Origin of the sequence: Streptococcus suis (assembly GCA_002831545.1) — a bacterium.
GTDB lineage: Bacteria > Bacillota > Bacilli > Lactobacillales > Streptococcaceae > Streptococcus > Streptococcus suis_P.
On the sequence record CP025095.1, the window covers coordinates 1,284,028 to 1,310,214 of the forward strand.

A 26,187-nucleotide genomic window follows, 5' to 3' on the forward strand; every position below is an offset into this window, starting at 1 on the left:
TGATGCGTCAGTCCTCCTCTTTTTTTATTTTTAAGTATTCTTCAGAGGTTATCGGTTGTGCTTCCGATAGCTTTTTTCTTTTCCCTGAACTGATTGTGATAACAAAATCAAGCCTTCTTTTTTATGATGGTATTGAACTTGGGCTACGAGCTGTACAAAAAAGAGAGTTTCTCCTAGAACGGAAAGTTCTTCGTCAAAACTCCTATTTTTGTCATGCTCGCATAACGCCCTCGTATCTAATAAAGAGTGACAGTTTGTTGCTACATAAAAAAGAAAAGAAGGACTATTTATGACCAAAACATGTAATCATCACTTTCTTGTCAATCAGGAAAAAGGCGAGAAACACGTCTTTCGCAAGAGTAAAAAATATCGTACTTTATGTTCCGTTGCCCTTGGAACCATGGTGACGGCTGTTGTTGCTTGGGGAGGAACGGTTGCACATGCTGATGAAGTGACACCATCAGTTGACACAACCATTCAACGAACGGAGAATCCAGCCACAAATTTACCAGAAGCACAGCCAAACCCTGTATCTGAACAAACTGAAAGTTTAGCGTTAACTGGACAATCTAATGGAGCGATTGCTGTTACCGTACCACATGATACGGTAATACAAGCAGTTGAAGAAGCAAAGGCTGAAGGTGTTTCTACGGTTGAAGATAGTCCAATGGATTTAGGAAATACAACTTCTGCGGCAGAAACCAACCCACAAATTTCAAAAGCAGAAGAAGATGCCCAAAACCAAGTTGAGGCTATCAATGAAGTTACTGAAACCTACAAAGCTGACAAAGCGACATACGAATCGAATAAAGCCCGCATTGAACAAGAAAATAAGGAGCTGTCACAGGCCTACGAAGGGGCCAACCAAACTGGTAAAGAGACAAATGCTTGGGTTGATTCTAAAGTCAATGACCTAAAAACTCGGTATGCAGATGCTGATGTGACAGTAAAAGAACAAGTAGTTTCATCAAGAAATGGGACATCTGTACTTGACTATACAAACTATGGCAAGGGTGTTGAAAGCATTCAATCAACTAACGAACAAGCTGTAGCGGATTATCTAATAAAGAAAGCCAAGGCAGATGATATTGTTGCGAAAAACCAGGCCATTCAAAAAGAAAATGAAGCTGGACTTGCTAAGGCAAAGGCAGATAATGAAGCCATTGAAAGGCGTAATCAGGCTGGTCAAGCAGCTGTTGATGCTGAAAACCGTACAGGTCAAGCCGCAGTAGATCAAGATAATCAGGAGAAACAACAAATAGTTTCAGATCGTGCAGCTGAGATTGAAGCCATTACTAAACGAAATCAAGAAAAAGAAGCCACAGCCAGAAAAGAGAATGAAGCGATCGATGCCTATAATGCCAAAGAATTGGAACGCTATCAACGTGATTTGGCCGAGATTTCAAAAGGTGAAGAAGGTTATATTTCTGAAGCCCTTGCTCAAGCCCTCAATCTCAATAACGGTGAGCCACAAGCACAACATGGAGGCAATACCCGAAATCCTGATCAGATTATTTCAACTGGCGATGCTTTGCTGGGTGGCTACTCAAGAATTTTGGATTCAACAGGATTCTTTGTCTATGATAGCTTCAAAACAGGTGAGACCCTTAGTTTTAGCTATCAAAATCTTCAACATGCACGATTTGATGGGAAAAAGATTAGTCGAGTGACTTACGATATTACCAACCTTGTATCACCAGCTGGAACCGATACCGTGAAATTGGTTGTACCAAATGATCCTACCGAGGGCTTCATTGCCTATCGAAATGACGGAAACGGTGATTGGCGAACAGACAAGATGGAGTTTCGTGTAGTTGCCAAGTATTTCTTGGAAGACGGTTCACAAGTTTCCTTCTCCAAAGAAAAGCCAGGAGTCTTCACACACTCTTCCCTCAATCATAATGACATTGGTCTAGAATATGTCAAAGATTCATCTGGGAAATTTGTGCCGATTAATGGTTCAACCGTTCAAGTGACTAATGAAGGTCTAGCACGTTCTTTGGGTTCCAACCGTGCAAGTGATTTGAATTTACCTGAGGAATGGGATACCACATCAAGTCGTTATGCTTATAAAGGAGCAATTGTCTCAACAGTTACATCAGGAAATACCTACACAGTAACCTTTGGCCAAGGCGATATGCCACAGAATGTTGGATTGTCTTACTGGTTTGCCTTAAATACCCTACCAGTGGCACGTACTGTAACACCATATAGTCCCAAACCTCATGTAACGGTGGAACTTGAACCCATTCCAGAACCTATTACGGTAACACCAGATGTCTTTACTCCTAAAACATTTACACCAGAAAAGCCTGTGACCTTCACGCCAAAACCTTTGGAAGAGGTGGTGCAGCCTAGTCTGACCTTGACCAAAGTAACCTTACCTGTTAATCCTACTCCAAAAGAACTTCCGACTCCACCACAAGTACCGACAGTTCATTATCACTCTTATCGTTTGACGACTACTCCAGAGATTATGAAAGAAGTGGTCAATAGCGACCAAGCTAATCTTCATGAGAAAACTGTCGCAAAAGATTCAACGGTGATTTATCCCTTAACAGTTGATGCCTTATCGCCCAATCGTGCCCAAACGACTAGTCTCATTTTTGAGGACTACTTGCCTGCTGGTTACCTATTTGATAAGGAAACAACACAAAAAGAGAATGGAAACTATATCCTTAGCTTTGATGTGACTAAGAATTTTGTGACCTTGACCGCAAAGGAAAACTTGTTGCAGGAGGTAAATAAAGATTTAACCAAGGTTTATCAACTGACCGCTCCAAAACTCTATGGTTCTGTTCAAAATGATGGGGCCACCTATTCCAATAGTTACAAACTCCTTTTGAACAAGGGCACAACCAATACTTACACAGTCACTTCAAATGTTGTAACGGTTCGTACACCAGGTGATGGGGAGACAACCACACTCATTACACCAGATAAAAACAATGAAAATGCGGATGGTGTCCTCATTAATGACACGGTCGTAGCCCTTGGCACAACCAACCACTACCGATTGATTTGGGATTTGGACCAGTATAAGGGAGATCGTTCTGCTAAAGAGACAATTGCACGAGGCTTCTTCTTTGTGGACGATTACCCAGAGGAAGTGCTCGATGTGGTGGAAAATGGCACGGCTGTTACAACCCTTGATGGTCAGAAGGTATCAGGAATAACGGTTAAAAACTATGCTTCACTAAATGAAGCTCCTAAAGACCTTCAAGCTAAATTAGCTCGTGCTAAGATTACACCGACAGGTGCCTTTCAAGTCTTTTTGCCGGATGACAACCAAGCCTTTTATGACCAGTATGTTCAAACAGGAACTTCTTTAGCTCTTTTGACCAAAATGACGGTGAAAGATAGTCTCTATGGTCAAACTAAGACCTATACAAACAAGGCTTATCAAGTTGATTTCGGCAATGGCTATGAAACTAAGGAAGTGACCAACACCCTTGTTTCTCCAGTACCCAAGAAACAAAACCTCAATAAAGACAAAGTAGACATCAATGGGAAGCCCATGCTAGTGGGAACTCAAAATCACTATACTCTCTCATGGGACTTGGACCAATACCGAGGGATGAAAGCAGACAACTCTCAGATTGCACAAGGTTTTTACTTTGTGGATGATTATCCAGAAGAAGCTTTATTGCCGGATGAAGCAGCTATTCAGTTTGTCACATCTGATGGCAAAACAGTTTCAGGAATCACGGTGAAGGCTTATTCTCAATTATCAGAAGCTCCTAAAACGCTACAAGCAGCCCTTTCGAAACAAAAAATTCAGCCTAAAGGAGCTTTTCAAGTTTTCATGCCTGAGGACCCACAAGTCTTTTTTGAATCTTATGTGACCAAGGGGGAGAATATTACCATTGTCACTCCGATGACGGTTTTGGAAACCATGCTTAATTCAGGGAAGTCTTATGAAAACGTGGCTTATCAGGTGGACTTTGGGCAAGCCTATGAAACCAACACGGTGACCAATTTTGTCCCTAAAGTAACTCCACATAAGTCTAATACCAATCAAGAAGGTATTTCAATTGATGGAAAGACTGTTCTTCCGAATACGGTCAATTATTACAAAATTGTCTTGGATTACAGTCAATACAAGGACATGGTCGTGACGGATGATGTTCTTGCCAAGGGATTTTACATGGTAGACGATTACCCAGAAGAAGCCCTTACCCTAATTCCTGATGGCATTCAAGTTTTGGATAAGGATGGCAATCGTGTATCTGGTATCTCTGTCAGCACCTACGCTAGTTTGTCAGAAGCTCCGAAAGTTGTTCAAGATGCCATGGCTAAACGTCAGTTTACACCTAAAGGAGCCATTCAGGTCCTTAGCAGCGATGATCCCAAAACCTTTTATGAGACCTATGTGAAGACTGGTCAAACCTTAGTTGTCACGCTTCCGATGACGGTAAAAAATGGGTTGACCAAAACAGGTGGTCAGTATGAAAATACAGCCTATCAGATTGATTTTGGCTTGGCCTATGTCACGGAAACAGTGGTCAATAATGTTCCCAAACTAGACCCACAAAAAGATGTGGTGATTGACTTGTCTCATAAAGATGAGAGCCTTGACGGGAAAGAAGTGGCCTTGTATCAAACCTTTAACTATCGCTTGGTTGGAGCATTGATTCCAAGCAATCGTGCGACTGATTTATTTGAATATGGTTTTGAAGATAACTATGATGAAAAGCATGATGAGTATAATGGTGTTTATCGCAGCTATCTGATGACGGATGTCATCCTCAAAGATGGTTCTGTCTTAAAAGAGGGGACAGAAGTCACGAAATATACCTTGCAACAGGTGGATACAGAAAATGGCCTCGTGTCAATTTCATTTGATAAATCCTTCTTAGAGACTATCTCTGATGATTCAGCCTTTCAGGCAGATGTTTACCTGCAGATGAAACGGATTGCGACTGGTCAGGTGGAGAATACCTACCTTTATACAGTGAATGGCTATGTCATCAGCTCAAATACAGTTGTAACACATACACCTCAACCTGAAGAACCAAGTCCAAATCAACCCACACCACCTCAACCACCAATTGAGACTATTGAACCGCCTGTTCCAGCAAATATTTTGCCAAATACAGGGGAACAGGAATCCCTTTTGGGCTTGATTGGAGCTGGTATTCTACTTGGTACGGCTTATGGACTGAAGAAAAAGGAGGAGAAGTAGATGAATCCAAAAACTATTTATGAAAAGGATTCAGACCAAGATGGTTTGACAGATGCTCAGGAACTGGCTTTGGGAACCAATCCGCAGTCTGTTGACACAGATGGTGATGGTCAAGCTGATTTAGAGGAGCTACAATCTGGACATTCACCACTAGTCCCACAAAAGGAGTTGTGTGATGGCTTGGAACTTTGACACCATGAAAGAGGCTTTGTCTGAAATGGAGAAGGTCGATTACCAAGAGTTTATCAAGGCCTTTCTCTCTTTGGAATTAAGTATTTCTGATAGAACAATCCTCAATCAGGTTTATCAAGATTATATGGATGAAGATGACCTATCCTTGATTAGTGATGAGCTACGAGTTAAAGTTGATAGTTATCAGGATGAAGTACAGGCAGATATGACTGACATTCTAGAAAAGTTGTACCGAACAGGGGAAGGCTCTAGTTTTATTATGGATCTGATGTCTTCAAATAGTCTTTCAGACACCTTGGAACAGTATGAGGTTTTGGATAGTGACGATTATTCACCACTTAGCCTTGAAACCTTACAGGACATGATTCAACAGGAATTGGCTATTTCCAGTCAGGATTATTTTGGAGATTTGGTTCACCTTGCCTTGCAAAAAGATTTACTAGACCAGAAAAGTCATTTCTTACAACACTATGTGGCAACTGTAATGGAAGGTATTCCGCAAGAAAAAGACCAACGAGCCTTGGTCCTAGACTAAAACGAAGGGCTGAGAAAAGAATCTCAGCTCTTTTTTTGATGGGAGGGAAAAATGAATCAAGAAGTCTTACTACAAATGATGAGAGCCACCATTCCTCGTGATAGAGCCCTGCTTGAAGCGTTTTTATATTACCAAGCAGAGCATTTTGATGAGGAGTGGGAAAGTCTTATTCGTCAGTTTTTAACCAATAGGCAAGAAATAAATAAGTCTGTTCAAGTACTTCACTTTGAGACAGATATTTCAGCTTTTGTTCAGGCTAGTCCTTATGATACTGCTCATGATTTATTGACCTATACACAAGTATTCGGCCAAACTGGTCTCCAAAAACTCGACAAACTATCGCCGTCTGAAAAAGACTTGGTGATTGAAGTGGCCTTGTTTAATCTGGCCACTCGGTTTCAATTATTAGATTCCAATGGTCACTACCAAACCATATCGCCGGATTCACTCTTACAAAAGAGTAGGGGAGCTAATTTGGTCAATGTGTATCGTGTGGCTAATAATTTAGCGGATCGAATCAGCCGAGATATTGAACAGTTTCTCTTAACTTACGAGCCTGAGCTTGAAACAAGAGCTGATGAAACTGTTCTAGAAAATGAAGAAACTGTTGATGAGCACAAAACAAGTGTTCATCAAGTAATATCATTTAGAGAAGATGGCTCTCTCATCATTGCTAGTTTGGATGTAGATTTGTCTCAACTAGATGTTCAAACAGGAAAAACCAGTCATCTGCCAGCTTATGAAGAGTTGTCATTACGACGTAAATTTGAGATTCTAACATATTTTGACCAAATTCGTAATGAACGTTCAAAAGTCCCAAGTTTTAGACGAGGTGATTTTGATACTGAGATGGAAATGACACCAGTCTTTGATGGCGAGGAGTTACTTACCTATCTAGAGGCTGATGGTAGTCCCTATGAGTTGAAAAGAACTTTGACTAGAGTCGAAGAAAAGGAATTAGAAAAAATTGGACAAGCCATTAGGATAGAAAATCAAGAAAAATTGACTCAAGTGGGGATTGAGCTATCTCAGTTTGACCCAGACCAAGTCGGTATTTTATTGGATGCGGCTGGTCGTTTTCGTTTAAAAAATGCGGACCTTGCTTTATTAGGTGGTTATCCCAAAGCCTCGGTAACTCAACTAGCCCTTGCGACAGAACTACTCCAAATGGGATTGAGTCATGAAAAGGTTGAATTTTTCTTTGGTAGCCAGCTTTCCCTTGAAGAGCTGCGACAAGTTGCCTACGCCTTTTTACACGAAGAACTCAGCAGAGAAGATGCGGAGTATTTTGAAAAAGATAAGGGCAACCAGCCAGATTTGACCTTTAGAAATTGGAAGAACAAGCTAGAGAAAGCTGAGACGAAAGTAGTGGTTGATGAAGAATTTTCGGAAAATCCACTGGTTCAGAGAGTATTGGACACTTATCCTCTGGGGGCATTGGTTTCCTATAAGGGACAGGATTTTGAGGTCATGTCGGTCAGCGATGCTCGATTGAACGGTTTGATTCGGATTGAGTTAGTCAATGATTTTTCGGTTATCATTGAACAAAATCCAGTTCTTTATGTGAGGACCTGGGAAGAAGTCAGTCAGGCACTTCATCAGCTAAAGTCAGAACAACAAACAGAGTTAGAAGAAACGGACCAAGAATTAAACCTATTCTCATTTCTGGAAGAGGAGCCAGTTCAGAGTATTGGACTATTGGAACCCGATGGTTCTGAAAAAGGTCAAAACGATACTGATCTTGAAGAAACAGATAGTCAAATTCCTGAAGAGGTAGTCGTCGAAACAATTCCTGAGATTCCAGTAACGGACTTTTATTTTCCAGAAGATATGACGGACTTTTATCCAAAGACTGCTAGAGATAAGGTTGAGACAAACATTGCGGCCATTCGTTTGGTAAAAAATCTAGAAGTAGAGCACCGCAATGCTTCATCAAGTGAACAAGAACTCCTTGCCAAGTATGTGGGCTGGGGTGGACTTGCCAATGATTTCTTTGATGACTATAATCCAAAATTTTCTAAGGAACGAGAAGAACTGAAAAGCCTAGTCACAGATAAAGAGTATTCGGATATGAAACAGTCCTCTCTGACAGCCTATTATACAGACCCTGCCCTGATCCGTCAGATGTGGGATAAGTTGGAAAGAGATGGCTTTACAGGCGGCAAAATCCTAGATCCTTCCATGGGAACAGGGAATTTTTTTGCGGCTATGCCCAAACACTTAAGAGAAAAGAGTGAGTTATATGGTGTGGAATTAGATACTATTACAGGAGCTATTGCCAAACACCTTCATCCCAATAGTCACATTGAAATTAAGGGCTTTGAGACGGTGGCTTTTAACGACAATAGTTTTGATTTGGTGATTTCAAATGTGCCCTTTGCCAATATACGAATTGCGGATAACAGGTACGATAGGCCTTACATGATTCATGACTACTTTGTCAAAAAGTCACTTGATTTGGTCCATGATGGTGGACAAGTAGCGATTATCTCTTCCACAGGAACTATGGATAAGCGAACAGAAAACATCTTACAAGATATTCGTGAGACAACTGAATTTCTTGGTGGGGTTCGACTGCCTGATTCTGCCTTTAAGGCCATTGCGGGAACGAGTGTCACAACGGATATGTTATTCTTCCAGAAACACCTGAACAAGGAATATGTGGCAGACGACTTAGCCTTTTCAGGTTCCATTCGTTATGATAAGGATAGTCGCATTTGGCTCAATCCTTACTTTGATGGGGAATACAATAGCCAAGTGCTAGGAACCTACGAGGTCAGAAATTTTAACGGCGGAACACTTTCTGTTAAGGGGACTAGTGATGACTTGATTGCAAGTGTCCAAACTGCTCTAAATCACGTTAAGGCCCCAAGAGAGATTGATAGAAATGAGGTCATCGTTAATCCAATTGTGTTGACCAAACAAGTCATTGATACCTCCATTCCAGCTGAAATGAGGGAGAATCTGGGTCAGTACAGTTTTGGTTACCAGGGTTCTACAGTTTACTATCGAGATAATAAAGGCATTCGAGTCGGAACCAAGACGGAAGAAATCAGTTACTATGTCGATGAAGAGGGCAACTTCAAAGCATGGGACACCAAACATTCTCAAAAGCAGATTGATCGCTTTAATGCCTTAGAAGTGACTGATAACACTGCTCTGGATGTCTATGTGACCGATGATGCAGCCAAACGTGGTCAGTTTAAGGGATATTATAAAAAGACAGTTTTCTATGAAGCTCCTTTGTCTGATAAAGAAGTGGCACGAATCAAAGGAATGGTGGACATTCGCAATGCCTACCAAGAAGTTATTGCCATTCAACGCTATTATGACTACGATAAGGAGAGCTTTAACCACTTGTTAGGCAACCTCAATCATACCTATGATAGCTTTGTCAAACGCTTTGGGTATTTGAACAGTGCAGTGAACCGCAATCTTTTTGATAGTGATGATAAGTATTCGCTTCTTGCTAGTTTGGAAGATGAACGTCTGGATCCAAGTGGAAAGTCTGTTATCTATACTAAATCCCTTGCCTTTGAGAAGGCTCTAGTGCGTCCTGAAAAAGAGGTTAAAAAGGTACATACTGCCCTTGATGCCTTAAATTCGAGCTTGGCTGACGGACGAGGTGTTGATTTCGCTTATATGATGTCTATCTATCAGGTTGAATCGAAGATGACCTTGATTGAGGAATTAGGTGACCTCATTATGCCTGATCCTGAGAAGTATTTGAATGGAGAATTGACCTATGTTTCTCGTCAAGACTTTCTGTCAGGGGATGTCGTTAGCAAGTTAGAAGAGGTGGACCTATTCGTCAAACAAGACAATCAGGACTTTAACCGGCCGCATTATGCAGGACTTCTAGAAACAGTCAAACCAGCCCGCATTACTTTAGCAGACATTGATTATCGAATCGGTTCACGCTGGATTCCTCTGGCTGTTTATGGAAAATTTGCCCAAGAAACCTTTATGGGGAAAGCCTATGAACTGTCAGACCAAGAAGTAGCAACAGTCCTTGAAGTCAGTCCCATTGACGGGGTTATCACTTACCAATCTAAGTTTGCCTACACCAATTCCAACGCAACGGATAGGAGTTTAGGTGTCCCTGCTTCACGCTATGATAGTGGTCGAAAAATCTTCGAAAATCTCCTGAATTCCAATCAACCAACGATCACAAAACAAATTGTTGAAGGGGATAAGAAAAAGAATGTGACGGATGTAGAGAAAACAACAGTCCTGCGTGCCAAGGAAACACACCTACAGGAATTCTTTCAAGATTTTGTAGCAAGGTATCCAGAAGTCCAACAGATGATTGAAGACACCTATAACAGTCTCTATAATCGTACAGTATCAAAGGTCTATGATGGTAGCCATTTAACCATTGATGGACTTGCCCAGAATATTTCCTTACGTCCTCACCAAAAGAATGCCATTCAACGGATTGTGGAGGAGAAACGTGCCCTACTAGCTCATGAAGTTGGTTCAGGTAAAACACTTACCATGCTTGGGGCAGGATTCAAACTGAAAGAACTCGGAATGGTACATAAACCACTTTATGTGGTCCCTTCTAGTTTGACTGCCCAGTTTGGTCAAGAAATCATGAAATTTTTCCCTACCAAGAAAGTCTATGTGACTACTAAGAAAGACTTTGCCAAAGCCAAACGTAAGCAGTTTGTGTCTCGGATTATTACAGGGGACTATGATGCCATTGTCATTGGGGATTCACAATTTGAGAAGATACCGATGAGTCGTGAAAAACAGGTCACCTATATCAATGACAAACTTGAGCAACTCAGAGAAATTAAACTAGGAAGTGACTCTGATTACACGGTGAAAGAAGCGGAACGTTCGATTAAGGGATTGGAACACCAGTTGAAAGAACTCCAAAAACTAGAGCGAGATACCTTTATCGAATTTGAAAACCTTGGAATTGATTTTCTTTTTGTGGATGAGGCTCATCACTTCAAGAATATCCGTCCAATCACTGGACTTGGGAATGTAGCTGGCATTACCAACACAACTTCAAAAAAGAACGTGGATATGGAAATGAAAGTGAGACAGGTTCAGGCAGAGCATGGAGATAGAAATGTCGTTTTTGCGACAGGAACACCAGTTTCTAACTCTATTAGTGAACTTTTCACCATGATGAATTACATTCAACCTGATGTTTTAGAGCGATACCAGGTATCCAATTTTGATTCATGGGTTGGGGCTTTTGGGAATATTGAAAACTCTATGGAACTAGCCCCGACAGGAGATAAGTACCAACCCAAGAAACGGTTCAAGAAATTTGTCAACCTTCCTGAACTCATGCGAATCTACAAGGAAACTGCCGATATTCAGACCTCAGATATGCTCGACTTACCTGTACCTGAAGCTAAGATTATTGCGGTGGAAAGCGAGTTAACGCAAGCTCAGAAATACTATTTAGAAGAGCTGGTAGAGCGATCGGACGCTATCAAGTCAGGTAGTGTTGATCCAAGTAGAGATAACATGCTTAAAATCGTGCGCTGTTAAGCGTAAAAATGTATCTCCCTCACAGAGGGATATTATTGAAAGTAAATAATAGGAACAACTAACTAACCTAGCGGGGAAACCCAAAGGGGACAATAGCATGTTAGTAAAGCGGATAAGGAGCGAGTTACAACGCTTTGATGTGCCGCAAGTTCCGTAACCTATGGTTAAGGCTAAACTGCTTGAACCTCAATTCTGACTAGGTGCAAAGCATCGCCCATCGGAAAGTAACTGAGACCGATGTTACTGTATATTCGTTGTTGTGATTTTGGACGAATAACTTTCTACAGTAAAAGAGCATACGATAAGTATGAATAAAGGAATGAGTGAGGAACCTAAGGGTTACTAGAACGTACATTTTTAACGAATAGCAGGATTGCCTAAGAGGGGAGACCCTTATGGTAACGGAGTCACCGTAGTAGTCCGAGCAAGGGAAATCCTTGTACATGGCGAAGGGTGACAGGTAATTTCGATTAGTTAGAAAGGATTAGGTGCGTGGGATGCGTACAGCCAAAACTATTTTAACGGTCATTCATGAACGTGGAAAACAAGATAAACCACTCGAAAGGGTTTATAAGTTACTATTTAATCGTGAACTCTATCTGATAGCCTATGCAAAGTTATACCCGAATAATGGAGCAATGACAAAGGGTGTTACAGAGGAAACGATTGATGGAATGTCTATTCAAAAAATAGATATGATTATTGAACAATTAAGACAAGAAACCTATTACTGGAGACCAGCTAGGAGAGAGTACATTCCTAAAAAGAATGGAAAACACCGTCCTTTGGGAATACCAGTATGGAGTGATAAACTTCTTCAGGAAGTGATTCGCATGATATTAGAAGCCTATTATGAGCCACAATTTAGTGAACATTCTCATGGTTTTAGACCAAAAAGAGGGTGTCATACAGCTTTACAAGAAATTCAGACCTGGAAAGGGACACGTTGGTTCATAGAAGGAGATATCTCTAGTTATTTTGACACGATTGACCACGATGTATTAATCACTATGTTGTCTAGACAAATTCAGGATGGTCGGTTTATTAGGCTTATCAAAAATATGCTTGAGGCAGGATGTCTTGATGATTGGAAGTTTCACAAGACTATTAGTGGAACACCGCAAGGTGGAGTTATTAGTCCTTTATTAGCTAATATCTATTTACATCAATTTGATAAGTGGGTCGGTGAAGAACTGATACCTCAATATACAAGAGGTAAAAAGCAGAAAGCAAACTCAGCCTATAATCGTTTGAGTAGAAGAATTAAATGCTATCAGGATAAAGGAGATTATAAAAAAGCTCATCAGTTAATTGTTGAGAGAAGAAATCTCCCTTCAGTCGATACTTATGATACCAGCTATCGGAGATTAAGATATGTTCGGTATGCGGATGACTTTATTCTAGGCTTTACAGGTTCAAAAGCTGAGGCAAAGGCTATAAAGAAGCAAATTGGAGACTTTTTAAATACTAAGTTATCTTTGGAACTTTCTCAAGAAAAGACTTTGATTACCCATGCGACTGGAGAATCAGCTAAATTTCTGGGATATGAGATAAAAGCACAACGTGTCAATGATTATATTGATAACAAAGGGAGACGGAGTGCCAATGGTGTTATCGCATTATTTGTACCTGCATCGGTTATTGAAAGCAAATGCCGCCAATACATGAAAAATGGTAAAGCTATTCATCGTAATAACTTATTGCATGATGATGACTTTAGTATCGTTCAAACTTACCAACAAGAATATAGAGGGCTGGTTCAATATTATATATTGGCACAAAATTTGTCATGGTTCTCAAAAGTCTATTGGTATATGGAAACATCACTCCTTAAAACATTAGCATTTAAACATAAGTCATCCATTAATAAAATGTTAGCTAAATATAAGACTACCACAACTAGCACGAATGGCCGAACTGTGCCGTGTTTACAGGTAGTTGTGCCTCGAGAAGATAAACCTCCTCTAGTTGCAACATGGGGTGGCATTTCACTTTCTTATAAAAAGAAAGCTGTAATAGAAGATGCTCCGTATCAAGTTTATGGTGGTCGAACAGAGCTTATCAAGCGATTACTCGCAAATAAGTGTGAGCTATGTGGAAGTGAGGAGAACATAGAGGTACATCATATCAGAAAATTAGCAGACTTGAACAAACACAATGGGAAATTAGTTCCAAAGTGGAAAGAAATCATGTCAGCAAGATGTCGAAAAACGCTAGTGACTTGTCGGGATTGTCACCATGCAATACATAATGGTTCAATAAATACACGTTTATGAAATGAAATTACTGGAGAGCCGGATGATGCGAAAGTATCATGTCCGGTTCGGTGGGGGGATAATGGAAAAGGGGTCGCAATGACTACCTCGCTAGTATCCTACCCTACACAGGAGAAGCCAGAAAACTAGCCATTGATATGCGGTTGATTGACCCTGCTTACTCCTTATCGGATAATCAGAAAATCCTTCAAGTAGTCGATAATGTCGAGCGGATTTACCGTGAAGGAGCTGAATACAAAGCCACTCAGATGATTTTCTCTGATATTGGAACACCTAAAAGTAAGGAAGAAGGCTTTGATGTCTACAACGAACTGAAAGCTTTGCTGGTTGATCGAGGGATTCCAAAAGAAGAAATTGCCTTTGTCCATGATGCCAATACCGATGAGAAGAAAAACTCTCTCTCACGAAAGGTCAATAGTGGGGAAGTACGGATTCTCATGGCTTCGACTGAAAAAGGTGGAACGGGTCTAAACGTACAATCACGCATGAAAGCTGTTCACCATTTAGATGTTCCATGGCGTCCCTCAGACATTGTCCAGCGAAATGGTAGATTGATTCGTCAGGGAAACATGCACCAGGAGGTAGATATTTATCACTATATTACTAAAGGGAGCTTCGACAATTACCTCTGGCAGACACAGGAGAATAAGCTCAAATACATTACGCAGATAATGACCTCAAAAGATCCTGTGAGATCAGCTGAAGACATTGATGAACAAACCATGACTGCTTCTGACTTTAAGGCTTTAGCCACTGGTAATCCCTACCTTAAGCTCAAAATGGAGTTGGAAAATGAACTGACAGTTTTAGAAAATCAAAAACGCGCCTTTAATCGCTCCAAAGACGAGTATCGCCATACCATTTCCTATAGCGAGAAGCACCTCCCTATTATGGAAAAACGGTTGAGTCAATATGATAAAGATATTGCCCAATCTTTGGCAACAAAGTCGCAAGATTTTGTCATGCAATTTGACAATCAAGCAATAGATAATCGTGCTGAAGCTGGGGACTATCTGCGTAAACTCATCACCTATAACCGCTCAGAGACCAAGGAAGTCAAAACGCTTGCCAGCTTTAGAGGATTTGATTTGAAAATGACAACACGTGGTCCTAGTGAGCCTTTACCAGAGACTGTTTCTTTGATGATTGTAGGCGATAACCAATATACAGTCGCCCTTGATTTGAAATCAGACGTGGGAACCATTCAACGGATCAGTAATGCCATTGACCATATTTTGGATGACCAAGAAAAGACGCAAGAGCTGGTAAAGGATTTAAAAGATAAGCTACAAGTAGCCAAAGTTGAAGTTGAGAAAATCTTTCCCAAGGAAGAGGAATATCAGCTTGTAAAGGCTAAGTATGATGTCTTGGCTCCCTTGGTTGAAAAAGAAGCAGAGATTGAAGAGATAGATGCAGCTTTGGCCAAGTTTAGTGAAGATACAACAGCCCAAAAGAAGCAACAACTAGCACTCGAGATATAAGAAAAAAGGCTGACAAATATTTTTGAACGCGGTAAAATGAAGTCAAGAAATCACAAAAGGAGAACAGACCATGACCAAAACAGTAGAAGAAATGCGTTATCAACTTGAAGAATGGTTGTCACAAGGCTTTACGAGTTCAGAAGATAGGGCAAACTACCAAACTTTAAAGGAACAGTATGAAGATGAGACCTTTGATTACAGTTTTTCAAGGCGTGAAATTACTGGACAGCTGGAAATCATCATCACAAATCGTGAGAATGATTTTCCAAGCTTAGATAAGGTGACGAAGGCAGAATACCTTGATTTGGTTGCCCAACTTGATGATTTAGACAAGAGACAGGCTGACTACTATCGCAAGCAATTAGCCTAGAAAGAGGTGTAAGATGTTGGAGCAAATTCTACAAAGCCTTTTGATTATCGCAGCAATAGGACTGATGTTGTTTGTCCTTTATCGGATTGTGAAAGTTTCAGGTGCTTTATTTCTTATCGGACTCATCAGTGGATTAGTCTTTATTGAAATCTATGGAGTTTACCTCTTCTTTACTGAGAGATACCTCTATTCAGAAGATTTAGCAACTAATGGAGTTTGGAGTTTTACAGGATTTTTTATTGCTTTGAATCTATTTCTCGTTTTAAGCTTTATTATAAAGTGGTGGAGAAATAGAATAGTTTAACACGGAGGATTACCGATTGGTAGTCCTTTTTCTTGTGATAAAATCTCCAAGCTAATCTTGATATGATGAAGCTATCACTAATAGAGGAGTAAGCCATGTTAAATAAAGTGAAAGCTCGATTTCTGATTGGATTAGGAGGTTTAATCGCAGTCAGTTTTATGGTCATGATTGGCTACACGATTGGCTCACAAACCATTTCAAAGCAAACAGAGAACCAAATACGAGCAGAAGCCAATAAACTTGTGTCAAAGAAAAAGCAGGAGGAAAGAGCGACAGTCCTATCAGATGAGATTGTCAATGAATTTCTCACTCAATATTTCACCAAGGTCCAGCTGGGTGAAAATAACGCTCGTATCAAACCCTACATGACGGACTCGGCATTTTCAGAAGAGGAAGCAAATCAGAATAAAGCGATCAATCAAGTTTATAAAGACTATATGCTTGACTACCGATTTGAATCAGCCAGTATCTATGTCAATACAGAAAGTAATGTTGCACTTGCGGAAGTTACCTATCAAGTGACCTATGTATCTGATTTGAGTGAGCAACAACAGCGAACCTCTCAAACAGAAACCAAGACGGTTATGTTATCCTACTCCAAAGTTTCCGACAAGCTCCTGGTTAATCAGTTGACCATTTGGAATGGAAAACTAGAGGACATTAAAGAAGCCACAGATGGTGCAAATTCCAGCATACCAACGATCCAAGGATGTAGGACGGATTTTGCGGACATTCAAAATAAAAAAGAATGTGGAGGTAACAGACAATGGCAAAATCATTATTTGAGGAACTGGGCGGCAAATACGAAAGGCAAGGGGATTATTTGATACCGTGCTTAACTGTACCCGCCGAAGAAGAACAGGCAATAGGCATCTGGGGGCAACGGCATTTAGATTATCTAAAACAGTACCGTAAAGTTACATACACCAATCTTCTTACAAGCGGCAGGCTAAACGCCTACCTTGCCGACATCAACAGACAGGCACAGGAACGCTTTGAAAGGCTCATAGAGGGTATGAAACAGGCACAGGGCATAACGGAACAGCTAAAGGCAGAAAACGCCTTAGAATGGACAGGATGCCTCAATAACATAAGGGCTTGTGCGAGGGAGATTGTGGAAAAGGAAATTATTTTTGCATAAACAGATGATTAGTGGCAGGGGGAAATCCTGCCGCTTTTTCTGCTTTAGTTTGTCAGCTTGACAAATAAAGGGTTAAGGAATATAATTAGATTCAGTATTATACAAGGAGTTAATAAATATGCGGCAAGGTATTCTTAAATAAACTGTCAATTTGATAGTGGGAACAAAAAGTAGCAGTCCCGTTTCACTTTTAATATGGGGCTTAGTTTTTTGTACCCAGTTTAATAATACTTTTATCATGTAATTTTATATGCCCGAAAACATATAAGTGTTTTGGGGCTATTGGAGTTATTTACCCAGTGATAGGAGTATTTATCACTGGGTATTTTTATGCCCTTTTTTGGGTGTTGATAGGAGGAAAATCACATGAAAATAATTAACTTAGGCATTCTGGCTCACGTTGACGCAGGAAAGACAACATTAACGGAGAGTTTATTGTATACCAGTGGTGCAATTGCAGAACCAGGGAGCGTAGATAAAGGCACAACAAGGACAGATACAATGAATTTGGAGCGTCAAAGGGGAATCACTATCCAGACAGCAGTGACATCTTTTCAGTGGGAGGATGTAAAAGTCAACATTATAGATACGCCAGGCCATATGGATTTTTTGGCGGAAGTATACCGTTCTTTATCCGTATTAGACGGAGCAGTATTATTAGTTTCTGCAAAGGATGGCATACAGGCACAGACCCGTATACTGTTTCATGCACTACAGACAATGAAGATTCCGACAATTTTTTTCATCAATAAAATTGACCAAGAGGGGATTGATTTGCCAATGGTATATCAAGAAATGAAAGCAAAGCTTTCTTCGGAAATTATAGTGAAGCAAAAGGTTGGGCAGCATCCCCATATAAATGTAACGGACAATGACGATATGGAACAGTGGGATGCGGTAATTATGGGAAACGATGAACTATTAGAGAAATATATGTCAGGGAAACCGTTTAAAATGTCAGAACTGGAACAGGAAGAAAACAGGAGATTCCAAAACGGAACGTTATTTCCCGTTTATCACGGAAGTGCTAAAAACAATCTGGGGATTCGGCAGCTTATAGAAGTGATTGCCAGTAAGTTTTATTCATCAACGCCTGAAGGTCAATCTGAACTATGCGGGCAGGTTTTTAAGATTGAATATTCAGAGAAAAGGCGGCGTTTTGTTTATGTGCGTATATATAGCGGAACATTGCATTTGAGGGATGTTATTAAAATATCTGAAAAAGAGAAAATAAAAATCACAGAGATGTGTGTTCCGACAAACGGTGAATTATATTCATCCGATACAGCCTGCTCTGGTGATATTGTAATTTTACCAAATGATGTTTTGCAGCTAAACAGTATTTTGGGGAACGAAATGCTGTTGCCGCAGAGAAAATTTATTGAAAATCCTCTCCCTATGCTCCAAACAACGATTGCAGTAAAGAAATCTGAACAGCGGGAAATATTGCTTGGGGCACTTACAGAAATTTCAGATGGCGACCCTCTTTTAAAATATTATGTGGATACTACAACGCATGAGATTATACTTTCTTTTTTGGGGAATGTGCAGATGGAAGTCATTTGTGCCATCCTTGAGGAAAAATACCATGTGGAGGCAGAAATAAAAGAGCCTACTGTTATATATATGGAAAGACCGCTTAGAAAAGCAGAATATACCATCCACATAGAAGTCCCGCCAAATCCTTTCTGGGCTTCTGTCGGGTTGTCCATAGAGCCGCTCCCTATTGGAAGCGGAGTGCAGTATGAAAGCAGAGTTTCACTTGGATATTTAAACCAATCGTTCCAAAATGCGGTTATGGAGGGGGTTCTTTATGGCTGCGAGCAGGGGCTGTATGGATGGAAAGTGACAGACTGTAAAATCTGTTTTGAATATGGATTGTATTATAGTCCTGTAAGTACCCCCGCAGACTTTCGGCTGCTTTCCCCTATCGTATTGGAGCAGGCTTTAAAAAAAGCAGGGACAGAACTATTAGAGCCATATCTCCACTTTGAAATTTATGCACCGCAGGAATATCTCTCACGGGCGTATCATGATGCTCCAAGGTATTGTGCAGATATTGTAAGTACTCAGATAAAGAATGACGAGGTCATTCTGAAAGGAGAAATCCCTGCTAGATGTATTCAAGAATACAGGAACGATTTAACTTATTTCACAAATGGGCAGGGAGTCTGCTTGACAGAGTTAAAAGGATACCAGCCAGCTATTGGTAAATTTATTTGCCAACCCCGCCGCCCGAATAGCCGTATAGATAAGGTTCGGCATATGTTCCACAAGTTAGCTTAACAGCTTGCAAAAGTCATATAAAATGAGATTTGAAAGGATTAGAGACTAATTATGATGAAATGCGAATGGATATTGTGTCCTGTTTGTGGGAGCAAAACCCGTAATAAAATTAGGAAGGACACTGTTTTGGAGAATTATCCCCTTTATTGTCCAAAATGCAGACAAGAAAGCTTGATTAAAGTTGACAACTTGAAGATAACTGTCATCAAAGAGCCAGACGCTTAAGACGCAGAGCCGATGAAATTGTGGAACAATTCACGAATCATCGGCTCTTTTTGTTTCGTATTTGAAAGAACAAACTCACCAAATAAAAAAAACGATATTCGGGTGGGTTATTTTGTTATACCCTAAATTACCCTCTGAATTTGTTTTTAAATTTGGAGGGATTTTTTTATGTTCTTTTTTCGGGCGGTTATTCATCTGCTCATACGAAGTAAAATTTATCAATACATAGCATATCAGAGAATGGCAGGAAACCAGTTAAAAAAATTTCTGCCAGTGCAGCGGTACTTCTCACCTTGAAAGTGGAAGTACAATCTCCATACAACAGAATTTGTATTTCCCATAACCGTGAAGGTCACAGAGCCTTTGCGGTTTTTCTTTTGTCGTTTTTTGTTGGAAAGTGCCGCAGGGCTGTTTCTGGTGTGCGTTGCCGCTCCCCGCCTCTCCATCTGGATTTTTACATTTCAAAAATTCAGATTGGAGGTATTAGCGGTGAAATACGCACCAAGAAAGGTATTTATCAAAGAAAGCGGCAGATATGTGGAACTGTCCTACATGGATTTCTGCCGCCGCAGGGAATCCGACCAGACCTACATGGACAAGCTGTTTATTCCCGTTCAAGGCTGTCTGCTTGAAGTCGTGAGGGAGCAATACACGGACTTCTACCGAGATAAGGAACGGTGGCGTTATCTGAAAAAATTAGATACGAAGAACAGCCTGCTTTCTCTGGATGGATTTACGGACAGCGAGGGGAAGCCTTTAGACTTTATCGCTGATGAAGCGGCGGACATTGCGGAAACCGTTGTCAATGCGGTTATGGTGGACAGGCTGAAAGCCGCCCTGCCTTTGCTGTCGGATAGTGAACAGGAATTGATACAGGCAATCTTTTTTGACGGACTTTCTGAGCGTGAAGTCGGGGCGAGGTTCGGCATAACCCAGAGCGTTGTGAACAAACGCAAAGCCAGAATCCTAAGAAAACTAAGAAAGATAATAGAAAATTAAAATTTAAGGCGTTCAGCCCCCTTGTTTTTTCCTTTGGGAAAATGAGGGGGTTTTTCTCTGCCCTCTCAATCAATTCTGATTGGAGGAAAAGAAGCATGGCATATAACCACGGACGGGAGGACAGGAAATGGCGTATCTGGAAAGAAGCGGAGGAAAAGCTGCTGCGTGAGTGCGGCGTTGATGAAGCGACCATTGAGCAGATACGCATTGCGGACAGGGCAGACTTCAATTCCAACAGGCGGTTTTACCGATGGACGAATGACGTTGCGGAATACCTTGAGGACATGGCAGACAGGGAGCGGCAGACGGAGGTGGGTACGGTTGCGGAGTTACTGGACGAGATTGAGAGCGAAAATCTTTATCAAGTATTAGTCACGGTGGACGGACGTACCTTGAAAATCGTCCTGCTGAAAATGCAGGGGTATTCCACAAAAGAAATTGCCCCGCTCGTGCATTTGACGACTGGTGCTATTTACGCAAGGTTAGACCATCTGCGGAAGAAGCTACGAAAATTTTATAGCGTCTAAAACAGCCTGCCGTCCTGCGGGCTACTGGGTGAGGGATGGAAATCCCCTCACTCATTTTTTGCAGGAGGTAAGCAGGATGACATACAGAGTTAAGGCATACACGCTTCGGGAGGAATCTACGGAAAGCAGCACAAGGTATTTTATCAGCTTTAAGGACGGGCAGGGCAAATCCCACGAGTTGGAAGTGTCGGAACAGTTCTTTATGGAGTTTCGGCAAATGGAACGCAGGAACAGGAATCTTCTCCAATGGGACGAGCGGCACAGGGAGTTTTCGGAAGTATGGGACGAAACGCTGAACAGGCGGGCGTTAAAGCTGCCTAAGAGCATTGAGGAACAAATGATTGAAGCAGAACGGGCGGAACTGCTTTGTAAAGCGGTTGACAGACTGCCAGAGATACAAAGGCGGCGTTTCCTGCTCTACTACGAGTACGAATTTAATTTTTATCAAATCGCTGCGATGGAGCATTGCACCGCTTCGGCAATACAGAAATCTGTTGCGATTGCAAAGGAGAAAGTAAAGGCGGAAATGAAAAAGTATCTCCAACCGTGACCGACACCGCCCGAAAAAGAAATCCGTTTTTTATTTGTACGGGATTGGCGGCATTACATACTCTCATTTTTTTCATGGGAGTAAATCTATTTTTAAGGAGGTCAACGCTTATGTGCAACAACAAGATAACTGCCCGAAAGGAGGAAAGCCATGCAGAAGTTACAGACAGTCAACGCCGAAACGCTCCTTTATGAGCCGCTTGAGAAGCCGTCCTTTGTGGTGGACAGTCTTATCCCGACAGGCTTGTCGCTGTTCTGCGGCTCACAGAAGATAGGCAAGAGCTGGCTCATGCTGAAGCTATGCCTATGCGTGTCGCAGGGAATCCCTTTATGGAACATGCCGACAATGGAGGGCGATGTGCTTTACCTCTGCCTTGAGGACACGTTCTGCCGCATACAGGACAGATTATTCCGCTTGACGGATGAAGCAAGCGGGCGGCTTCATTTTGCCGTGGCAAGCTGCAAGCTGTCAGACGGTCTTATCGTGCAGTTGGAAGATTATCTGAAAGACCATCCAGACAGCAGGCTCATTGTGATTGATACCTTGCAGAAAGTCCGAACCGCATCCAAAGACAATGCCTACGCAAGCGACTATGGGGACATCTCCCTAATCAAAGATTTTGCCGACAGGCACTCTCTGGCGGTCATTGTCGTACACCACATCCGAAAGCAGAATGACAGCGACGTGTTCAACAAGGTGTCTGGGACGACAGGCTTAACGGGGAGTGCAGACGCTACCTTTGTTCTGGAAAAGGAGAAACGTGCGTCTGACACCGCCAAGCTGTATGTGACGGGCAGGGACACGCCTTATCAGGAATACACGCTGCGTTTCCGTGATTGCCGTTGGGAGCTTGTGGAGCGGAAAACGCAGGAGCAGCTTGCGAAAGAAACGATACCAGATGTCCTTTTTCGGTTGGTGGATTTTATGAGGGATAAGGAAGAATGGATAGGCACGGCAACGGAACTGTTAGCCGCTATGGGGGAAACGGAAACCATACCCACGGTGATTACGAAATGGCTGAATGAATACCGCACCACATTTTTAAGCGAGAACCGTATCTGCTACCAGTACAGCCGCAGGAAAGACGGCAGGCGGATTGCCCTTGCAAGGAGGGCGGGTGACAGCGGTGATGGTGGTGACAGCGATATTAGGATACCCCCCTGTTACTGTCATTGACGCTTAAAGCCATGTAAAGCTGGCGGCTCTGCCCTGCGGGTGACAGCAGTGACGGTGGTGACAGTGATTTTAGGATACCCTGCCGCTGTCATCCCTACGGGAGAACACCCCGTAAACGCAAAATGCAGGCGTGAGATTTACTCGCCCTTTTCGGTCGTGTAAAACCACCCCTGCGGTCAGAAAAATCATTCCGATTTTTCCGACTGCGTTTACAGGGTGTAACACACTACACTTTGCCCTGCAAAGTCGTGTGCCAGACGTTCCCTCTGGACTCCCTTAAGGCAGGGCTGTGCCCTGCTATCCTACGCCTTACGGCTTCGGATAAAAGAATGGCGGCATGACGGTGACGGCTCTTGCGAGGGGGGGGTATCCCAAAAACACCGTCATCATCGACATGACCGTCATGCAGGGGGTGAGGGTGACAGTTGCGGCAGTCGGCAGGGGGTATCCCAAAACTGCTGTCACCACCGTCACCGCTGTCACCCCAAAGGACGGTCACCCGCCGAAAGAAAGGAGGAATCCGCCTATGCCTTATGCAATCCTGCGTTTCCAGAAACGAAAAGCGGGCGGCGTTGCGGCTTGTGAACGCCACAACGAGCGGAAGAAAGAAGCCTACAAAAGCAACCCAGATATAGATATGGAACGCTCTAAAAACAATTACCATCTCATAGCACCACCAAAGTACACCTACAAGAAAGAGATTAACCGCATGGTAGCCGAAGCGGGGTGCAGGACAAGGAAAGACAGCGTGATGATGGTGGAAACGCTCATCACAGCTTCACCAGAATTTATGAACCAGTTACCGCCCGAAGAACAAAAAGCGTATTTCCAGACGGCTCTTGACTTCATTTCGGAGCGTGTTGGAAAGCAGAATATCCTCTCCGCTGTCGTCCATATGGACGAGAGAACGCCCCATATGCACCTCTGCTTTGTGCCGATTACGCCAGACAATAAGCTGTCAGCGAAAGCTATCTTAGGCAACCAGAAATCATTATCCGAGTGGCAGACCGCCTACCATGAGCGGATGTCCTCACGGTGGAATCAGCTTGAACGGGGGCAGTCCTCAATGGAAACCAAGCGGAAACACGTCCCCACATGGCTCTATAAATTAGGCGGCAGGCTTGATAAACAGTATGAAGAAATCGTGTCTGCCCTATCCGACATCAACGCCTTTAACGCAGGGAAGAAAAGGGATAAAGCGTTAGATTTACTCTCTGCATGGCTGCCAGACGTGGAGAAATTCTCTAAGGAAATCGGGAAACAGCAGGCGTATATCGACAGTTTGAAAGAGAGAATTGGGCAGGAATCAGACTATGCGGGGCGTATGCGTGATGAAAAGTACGAGCAGGAACTAAAGGTGCAGAAAGCGAATCAGAAGATATTTGAATTGCAGAGAACCAACGAGCAGATGGGGCGGCTGCTGTCAAAAATACCGCCCGAAGTGTTGGAAGAATTGCAGAAAAATCATAGAAGCAGAGCGAAAGAAAGGTAGATATGTGAATGAAGAAACAGGATTTTAAGGTGTTAAAGACCAAAGACTTGTACCCGTTCCCCGACAATCCGTTTCATGTGGCAGAAGATGAAACACTGTCAGAGTTAGCGGAAAGCATCAAGGAATTTGGCATTGTCACGCCGATAATCACACGCCCGAAAGAGGACGGGGACGGTTATGAAGTGATTGCAGGACAGCGGCGTGTCCGTGCTTCTGAACTTGCAGGGATAAATACCGTGCCTGCGTTTGTCCTGCCCTTAGACCGTGACCGAGCCATCATCACCCTTGTAGACAGCAATTTGCAGCGTGAGAATATCCTGCCATCGGAGCGGGCGTTTGCTTACAAGATGAAATCCGAAGCCATGAAGCGGCAGGGTTTCCGCACAGACTTAACCTCGTCACAAGTTGTGACGAAGTTGCGGACGGACGACAAGGTGGCACAGGGCTTCGGCGTGGGCAGGATGACCGTGCAGCGTTTTATCCGCCTGACGGAACTGATACCGCCGATTTTGCAGATGGTGGACGAGGGGAAAATCGCCCTCACGCCTGCGGTGGAACTGTCCTTCTTGAAGAAAGACGAGCAGGAAAACCTCTTTGCCACGATGGAGAGCGAAGAAGCAACGCCCTCACTCTCACAGGCACAGCGGATGAAACAGTTAAGCCAGAGCGGGCGGCTTGACATGGATACGATATTTGCGATTATGACGGAGGAAAAGGGCAACCAGAAAGAAACCTTGAAAATCAACACAAGCAAGCTGAAAAAATACTTTCCGAAGAACACAACGCCGAAGCAGATGGAGGAAACCATCATCAAACTTTTGGAGCGTGAGTTGCAGAGGAAACGCAACCGTGACAGCCGCTAATCTTCTTTTTTCGGGAAGTAAATACAGAGAGTTGAGGTATGGAGAATGAGAGAAATCCAGTATGAAATCGTAAAGGAAATCGCAGTATTGTCTACGGGCGACAGTGGCTACACAAAGGAAATCAATCTCATTTCATGGAATGGGAAAGAGCCGAAGTATGACATCCGCAGCTTTTCCCCGAACCGTGAAAAGTGCGGCAAGGGAATCACGCTGAACGCTGATGAAGCGGCGGCACTCCTTAAAGCATTACAGAAAGAATTAAACAGCGAGGATTAATGGTATCTGATTGGCAGGGCGGGGACATTTCCAAACTCTTCCCTGCCCTGTCTGGAAAGGAAGATTTAAGTATGGGCGAGGATAAGAAAGCAGATAAAAAGAGAAAGCGTATCGTGCCAAAAGCACCAGTGCAGATGATAATCAGCCGTGAATATGTCGGCACACAGACCGTTACAGAAGCGTTTGTCCCGATTATCTCCGAGGATATTCGGAAGAAGATTGCCGAGGGCGACACCTTCGACAATGAGGGGCTGTCCGCTTAGAATGTACGCAATGGGACATGAAAACAGATAGGACAGATACGGAGGTTTTACAGTATGGCAGGAATCAAAGAAGAAAAGAAAATCTATTTAGTCGGCATTTATTGCCGCTTATCTAAAGACGATGGTACGGATAACGAGAGTGCGAGCATTGCGACACAGAAATCCATCCTCACGGATTATGTGAAAAAGCAGGGATGGCACATAGCAAAAACGTATAAAAGCCCTCTTTAAAGGGCTTTTATGTTTATTTTGAGAAAGATATAAAATCAATATATCCCTTTTCTCCGATTTTTACAACGGCATTGTAGGACTTTCTATCTTTCGTTTTGATTCCTTTTACCAGGGTTTCTTTTCCCTCTAGTAATTCTTTTACATTTGTTTTGGTGAGTTTTTTCTTTCTAAAATGTTCAGCTAAAGTGAAGGTACATTCAGGATAATTTGAACAACCATAAAACGATTTTTTTAATACAATATTGTTGCCACACTTAGGACATTTTCCTACAAGGGGTCCCGAGCGCTTAGTGGGAATTTG

General features: G+C 42.4%; 21 protein-coding genes and 5 pseudogenes. 23 read left to right on the plus strand and 3 right to left on the minus strand.

The annotated features are described in order from the left end of the window. The first annotated feature begins 2 nt into the window (after positions 1–2). From CWM22_06350 to CWM22_06370, 5 genes are read left to right on the plus strand one after another with little or no spacing between them, the layout of a single operon-like run. Positions 3–293: a hypothetical protein gene (locus CWM22_06350; protein ID AUC91542.1), complete on the plus strand. Its 291-nt coding sequence runs from the start codon at positions 3–5 to the stop codon at positions 291–293. Then, entirely contained in the window at positions 290–5,185 is a 4,896-nt protein-coding gene (locus tag CWM22_06355; GenBank protein ID AUC91543.1) for a glucan-binding protein, read from the plus strand. The genes CWM22_06350 and CWM22_06355 overlap by 4 nt, the downstream gene beginning before the upstream one ends. Continuing rightward, positions 5,186–5,377, plus strand: a complete 192-nt coding sequence (locus tag CWM22_06360; GenBank protein ID AUC91544.1) for a calcium-binding protein — start codon at positions 5,186–5,188, stop codon at positions 5,375–5,377. Next, positions 5,361–5,912 (plus strand): hypothetical protein, encoded by a 552-nt coding sequence (locus CWM22_06365; GenBank protein AUC91545.1) that lies wholly within the window; start codon positions 5,361–5,363, stop codon positions 5,910–5,912. Before CWM22_06360 ends, CWM22_06365 begins: the two co-directional genes overlap by 17 nt. Positions 5,913–5,963: 51 nt before the next feature. Continuing rightward, positions 5,964–11,426, plus strand: coding sequence for a hypothetical protein (locus tag CWM22_06370; protein AUC91546.1), 5,463 nt, complete (start codon positions 5,964–5,966; stop codon positions 11,424–11,426). On the opposite strand, the pseudogene CWM22_06375 reads toward CWM22_06370, so the two are convergent. Beyond that, positions 11,400–11,525: pseudogene (locus CWM22_06375) on the minus strand (phosphoesterase). The gene CWM22_06370 and the pseudogene CWM22_06375 sit on opposite strands and share 27 nt — an antisense overlap. A gap of 398 nt (positions 11,526–11,923) precedes the next feature. Between CWM22_06375 and CWM22_06380 the strand changes: the two are divergent. From CWM22_06380 to CWM22_06415, 8 genes and pseudogenes are all read left to right on the plus strand, one after another. Beyond that, complete coding sequence (locus CWM22_06380) at positions 11,924–13,702, plus strand: reverse transcriptase (protein AUC91547.1); 1,779 nt, start codon at positions 11,924–11,926, stop codon at positions 13,700–13,702. A 92-nt stretch (positions 13,703–13,794) separates the two neighbouring features. Continuing rightward, positions 13,795–15,183 (plus strand): annotated as a pseudogene (locus CWM22_06385) (hypothetical protein). A gap of 70 nt (positions 15,184–15,253) precedes the next feature. Beyond that, complete coding sequence (locus CWM22_06390) at positions 15,254–15,553, plus strand: hypothetical protein (protein AUC91548.1); 300 nt, start codon at positions 15,254–15,256, stop codon at positions 15,551–15,553. A gap of 13 nt (positions 15,554–15,566) precedes the next feature. Continuing rightward, positions 15,567–15,857: a hypothetical protein gene (locus CWM22_06395; protein ID AUC91549.1), complete on the plus strand. Its 291-nt coding sequence runs from the start codon at positions 15,567–15,569 to the stop codon at positions 15,855–15,857. A gap of 95 nt (positions 15,858–15,952) precedes the next feature. After that, a complete protein-coding gene (locus tag CWM22_06400) occupies positions 15,953–16,684 on the plus strand; it encodes a peptidylprolyl isomerase (protein ID AUC91550.1) in 732 nt (243 codons plus the stop codon). Then, the gene (locus CWM22_06405; protein ID AUC92855.1) at positions 16,624–16,998 is read left to right on the plus strand and encodes a TnpV protein; all 375 of its coding nucleotides are present in this window, start codon (positions 16,624–16,626) and stop codon (positions 16,996–16,998) included. Before CWM22_06400 ends, CWM22_06405 begins: the two co-directional genes overlap by 61 nt. A 366-nt stretch (positions 16,999–17,364) precedes the next feature. Then, complete coding sequence (locus CWM22_06410; protein ID AUC91551.1) at positions 17,365–19,284, plus strand: tetracycline resistance ribosomal protection protein Tet(O); 1,920 nt, start codon at positions 17,365–17,367, stop codon at positions 19,282–19,284. 51 nt (positions 19,285–19,335) lie between these two features. After that, on the plus strand, positions 19,336–19,509 hold the full coding sequence (locus CWM22_06415) for a conjugal transfer protein (protein AUC91552.1): 174 nt from the start codon (positions 19,336–19,338) through the stop codon (positions 19,507–19,509). On the opposite strand, the pseudogene CWM22_06420 reads toward CWM22_06415, so the two are convergent. Then, a pseudogene (locus CWM22_06420) lies at positions 19,506–19,731 on the minus strand (hypothetical protein). The gene CWM22_06415 and the pseudogene CWM22_06420 sit on opposite strands and share 4 nt — an antisense overlap. Positions 19,732–19,802: 71 nt before the next feature. Here CWM22_06420 and CWM22_06425 point away from each other — a divergent pair. The 10 genes and pseudogenes from CWM22_06425 (at position 19,803) to CWM22_06470 (ending at position 25,871) form a co-directional block, all read left to right on the plus strand. Beyond that, positions 19,803–19,996, plus strand: a pseudogene (locus tag CWM22_06425) (hypothetical protein). A gap of 2 nt (positions 19,997–19,998) precedes the next feature. Further along, on the plus strand, positions 19,999–20,508 hold the full coding sequence (locus CWM22_06430; protein ID AUC91553.1) for an RNA polymerase subunit sigma: 510 nt from the start codon (positions 19,999–20,001) through the stop codon (positions 20,506–20,508). Between the two features lie 95 nt (positions 20,509–20,603). Continuing rightward, positions 20,604–21,035, plus strand: coding sequence for a sigma-70 family RNA polymerase sigma factor (locus CWM22_06435; GenBank protein AUC91554.1), 432 nt, complete (start codon positions 20,604–20,606; stop codon positions 21,033–21,035). Positions 21,036–21,111: 76 nt separating this feature from the next. Beyond that, positions 21,112–21,585 (plus strand): sigma-70 family RNA polymerase sigma factor, encoded by a 474-nt coding sequence (locus CWM22_06440; protein ID AUC91555.1) that lies wholly within the window; start codon positions 21,112–21,114, stop codon positions 21,583–21,585. Positions 21,586–21,735: 150 nt separating this feature from the next. Beyond that, entirely contained in the window at positions 21,736–22,761 is a 1,026-nt protein-coding gene (locus CWM22_06445; GenBank protein AUC91556.1) for an ATPase, read from the plus strand. A 526-nt stretch (positions 22,762–23,287) separates the two neighbouring features. Next, a complete protein-coding gene (locus CWM22_06450; GenBank protein AUC92856.1) occupies positions 23,288–24,253 on the plus strand; it encodes a plasmid recombination protein in 966 nt (321 codons plus the stop codon). A gap of 8 nt (positions 24,254–24,261) precedes the next feature. Continuing rightward, positions 24,262–25,116 (plus strand): chromosome partitioning protein ParB, encoded by an 855-nt coding sequence (locus tag CWM22_06455; GenBank protein AUC91557.1) that lies wholly within the window; start codon positions 24,262–24,264, stop codon positions 25,114–25,116. Between the two features lie 45 nt (positions 25,117–25,161). Continuing rightward, a complete protein-coding gene (locus CWM22_06460) occupies positions 25,162–25,392 on the plus strand; it encodes a hypothetical protein (GenBank protein AUC91558.1) in 231 nt (76 codons plus the stop codon). Beyond that, a complete protein-coding gene (locus tag CWM22_06465) occupies positions 25,392–25,655 on the plus strand; it encodes a stage II sporulation protein R (protein ID AUC91559.1) in 264 nt (87 codons plus the stop codon). The genes CWM22_06460 and CWM22_06465 overlap by 1 nt, the downstream gene beginning before the upstream one ends. Positions 25,656–25,709: 54 nt before the next feature. Further along, positions 25,710–25,871: pseudogene (locus tag CWM22_06470) on the plus strand (recombinase). A 28-nt stretch (positions 25,872–25,899) separates the two neighbouring features. Here CWM22_06470 and CWM22_06475 read toward each other — a convergent pair. Then, positions 25,900–26,184, minus strand: a complete 285-nt coding sequence (locus CWM22_06475; protein ID AUC92857.1) for a topoisomerase — start codon at positions 26,182–26,184, stop codon at positions 25,900–25,902. Between the last annotated feature and the right edge of the window lie 3 nt (positions 26,185–26,187).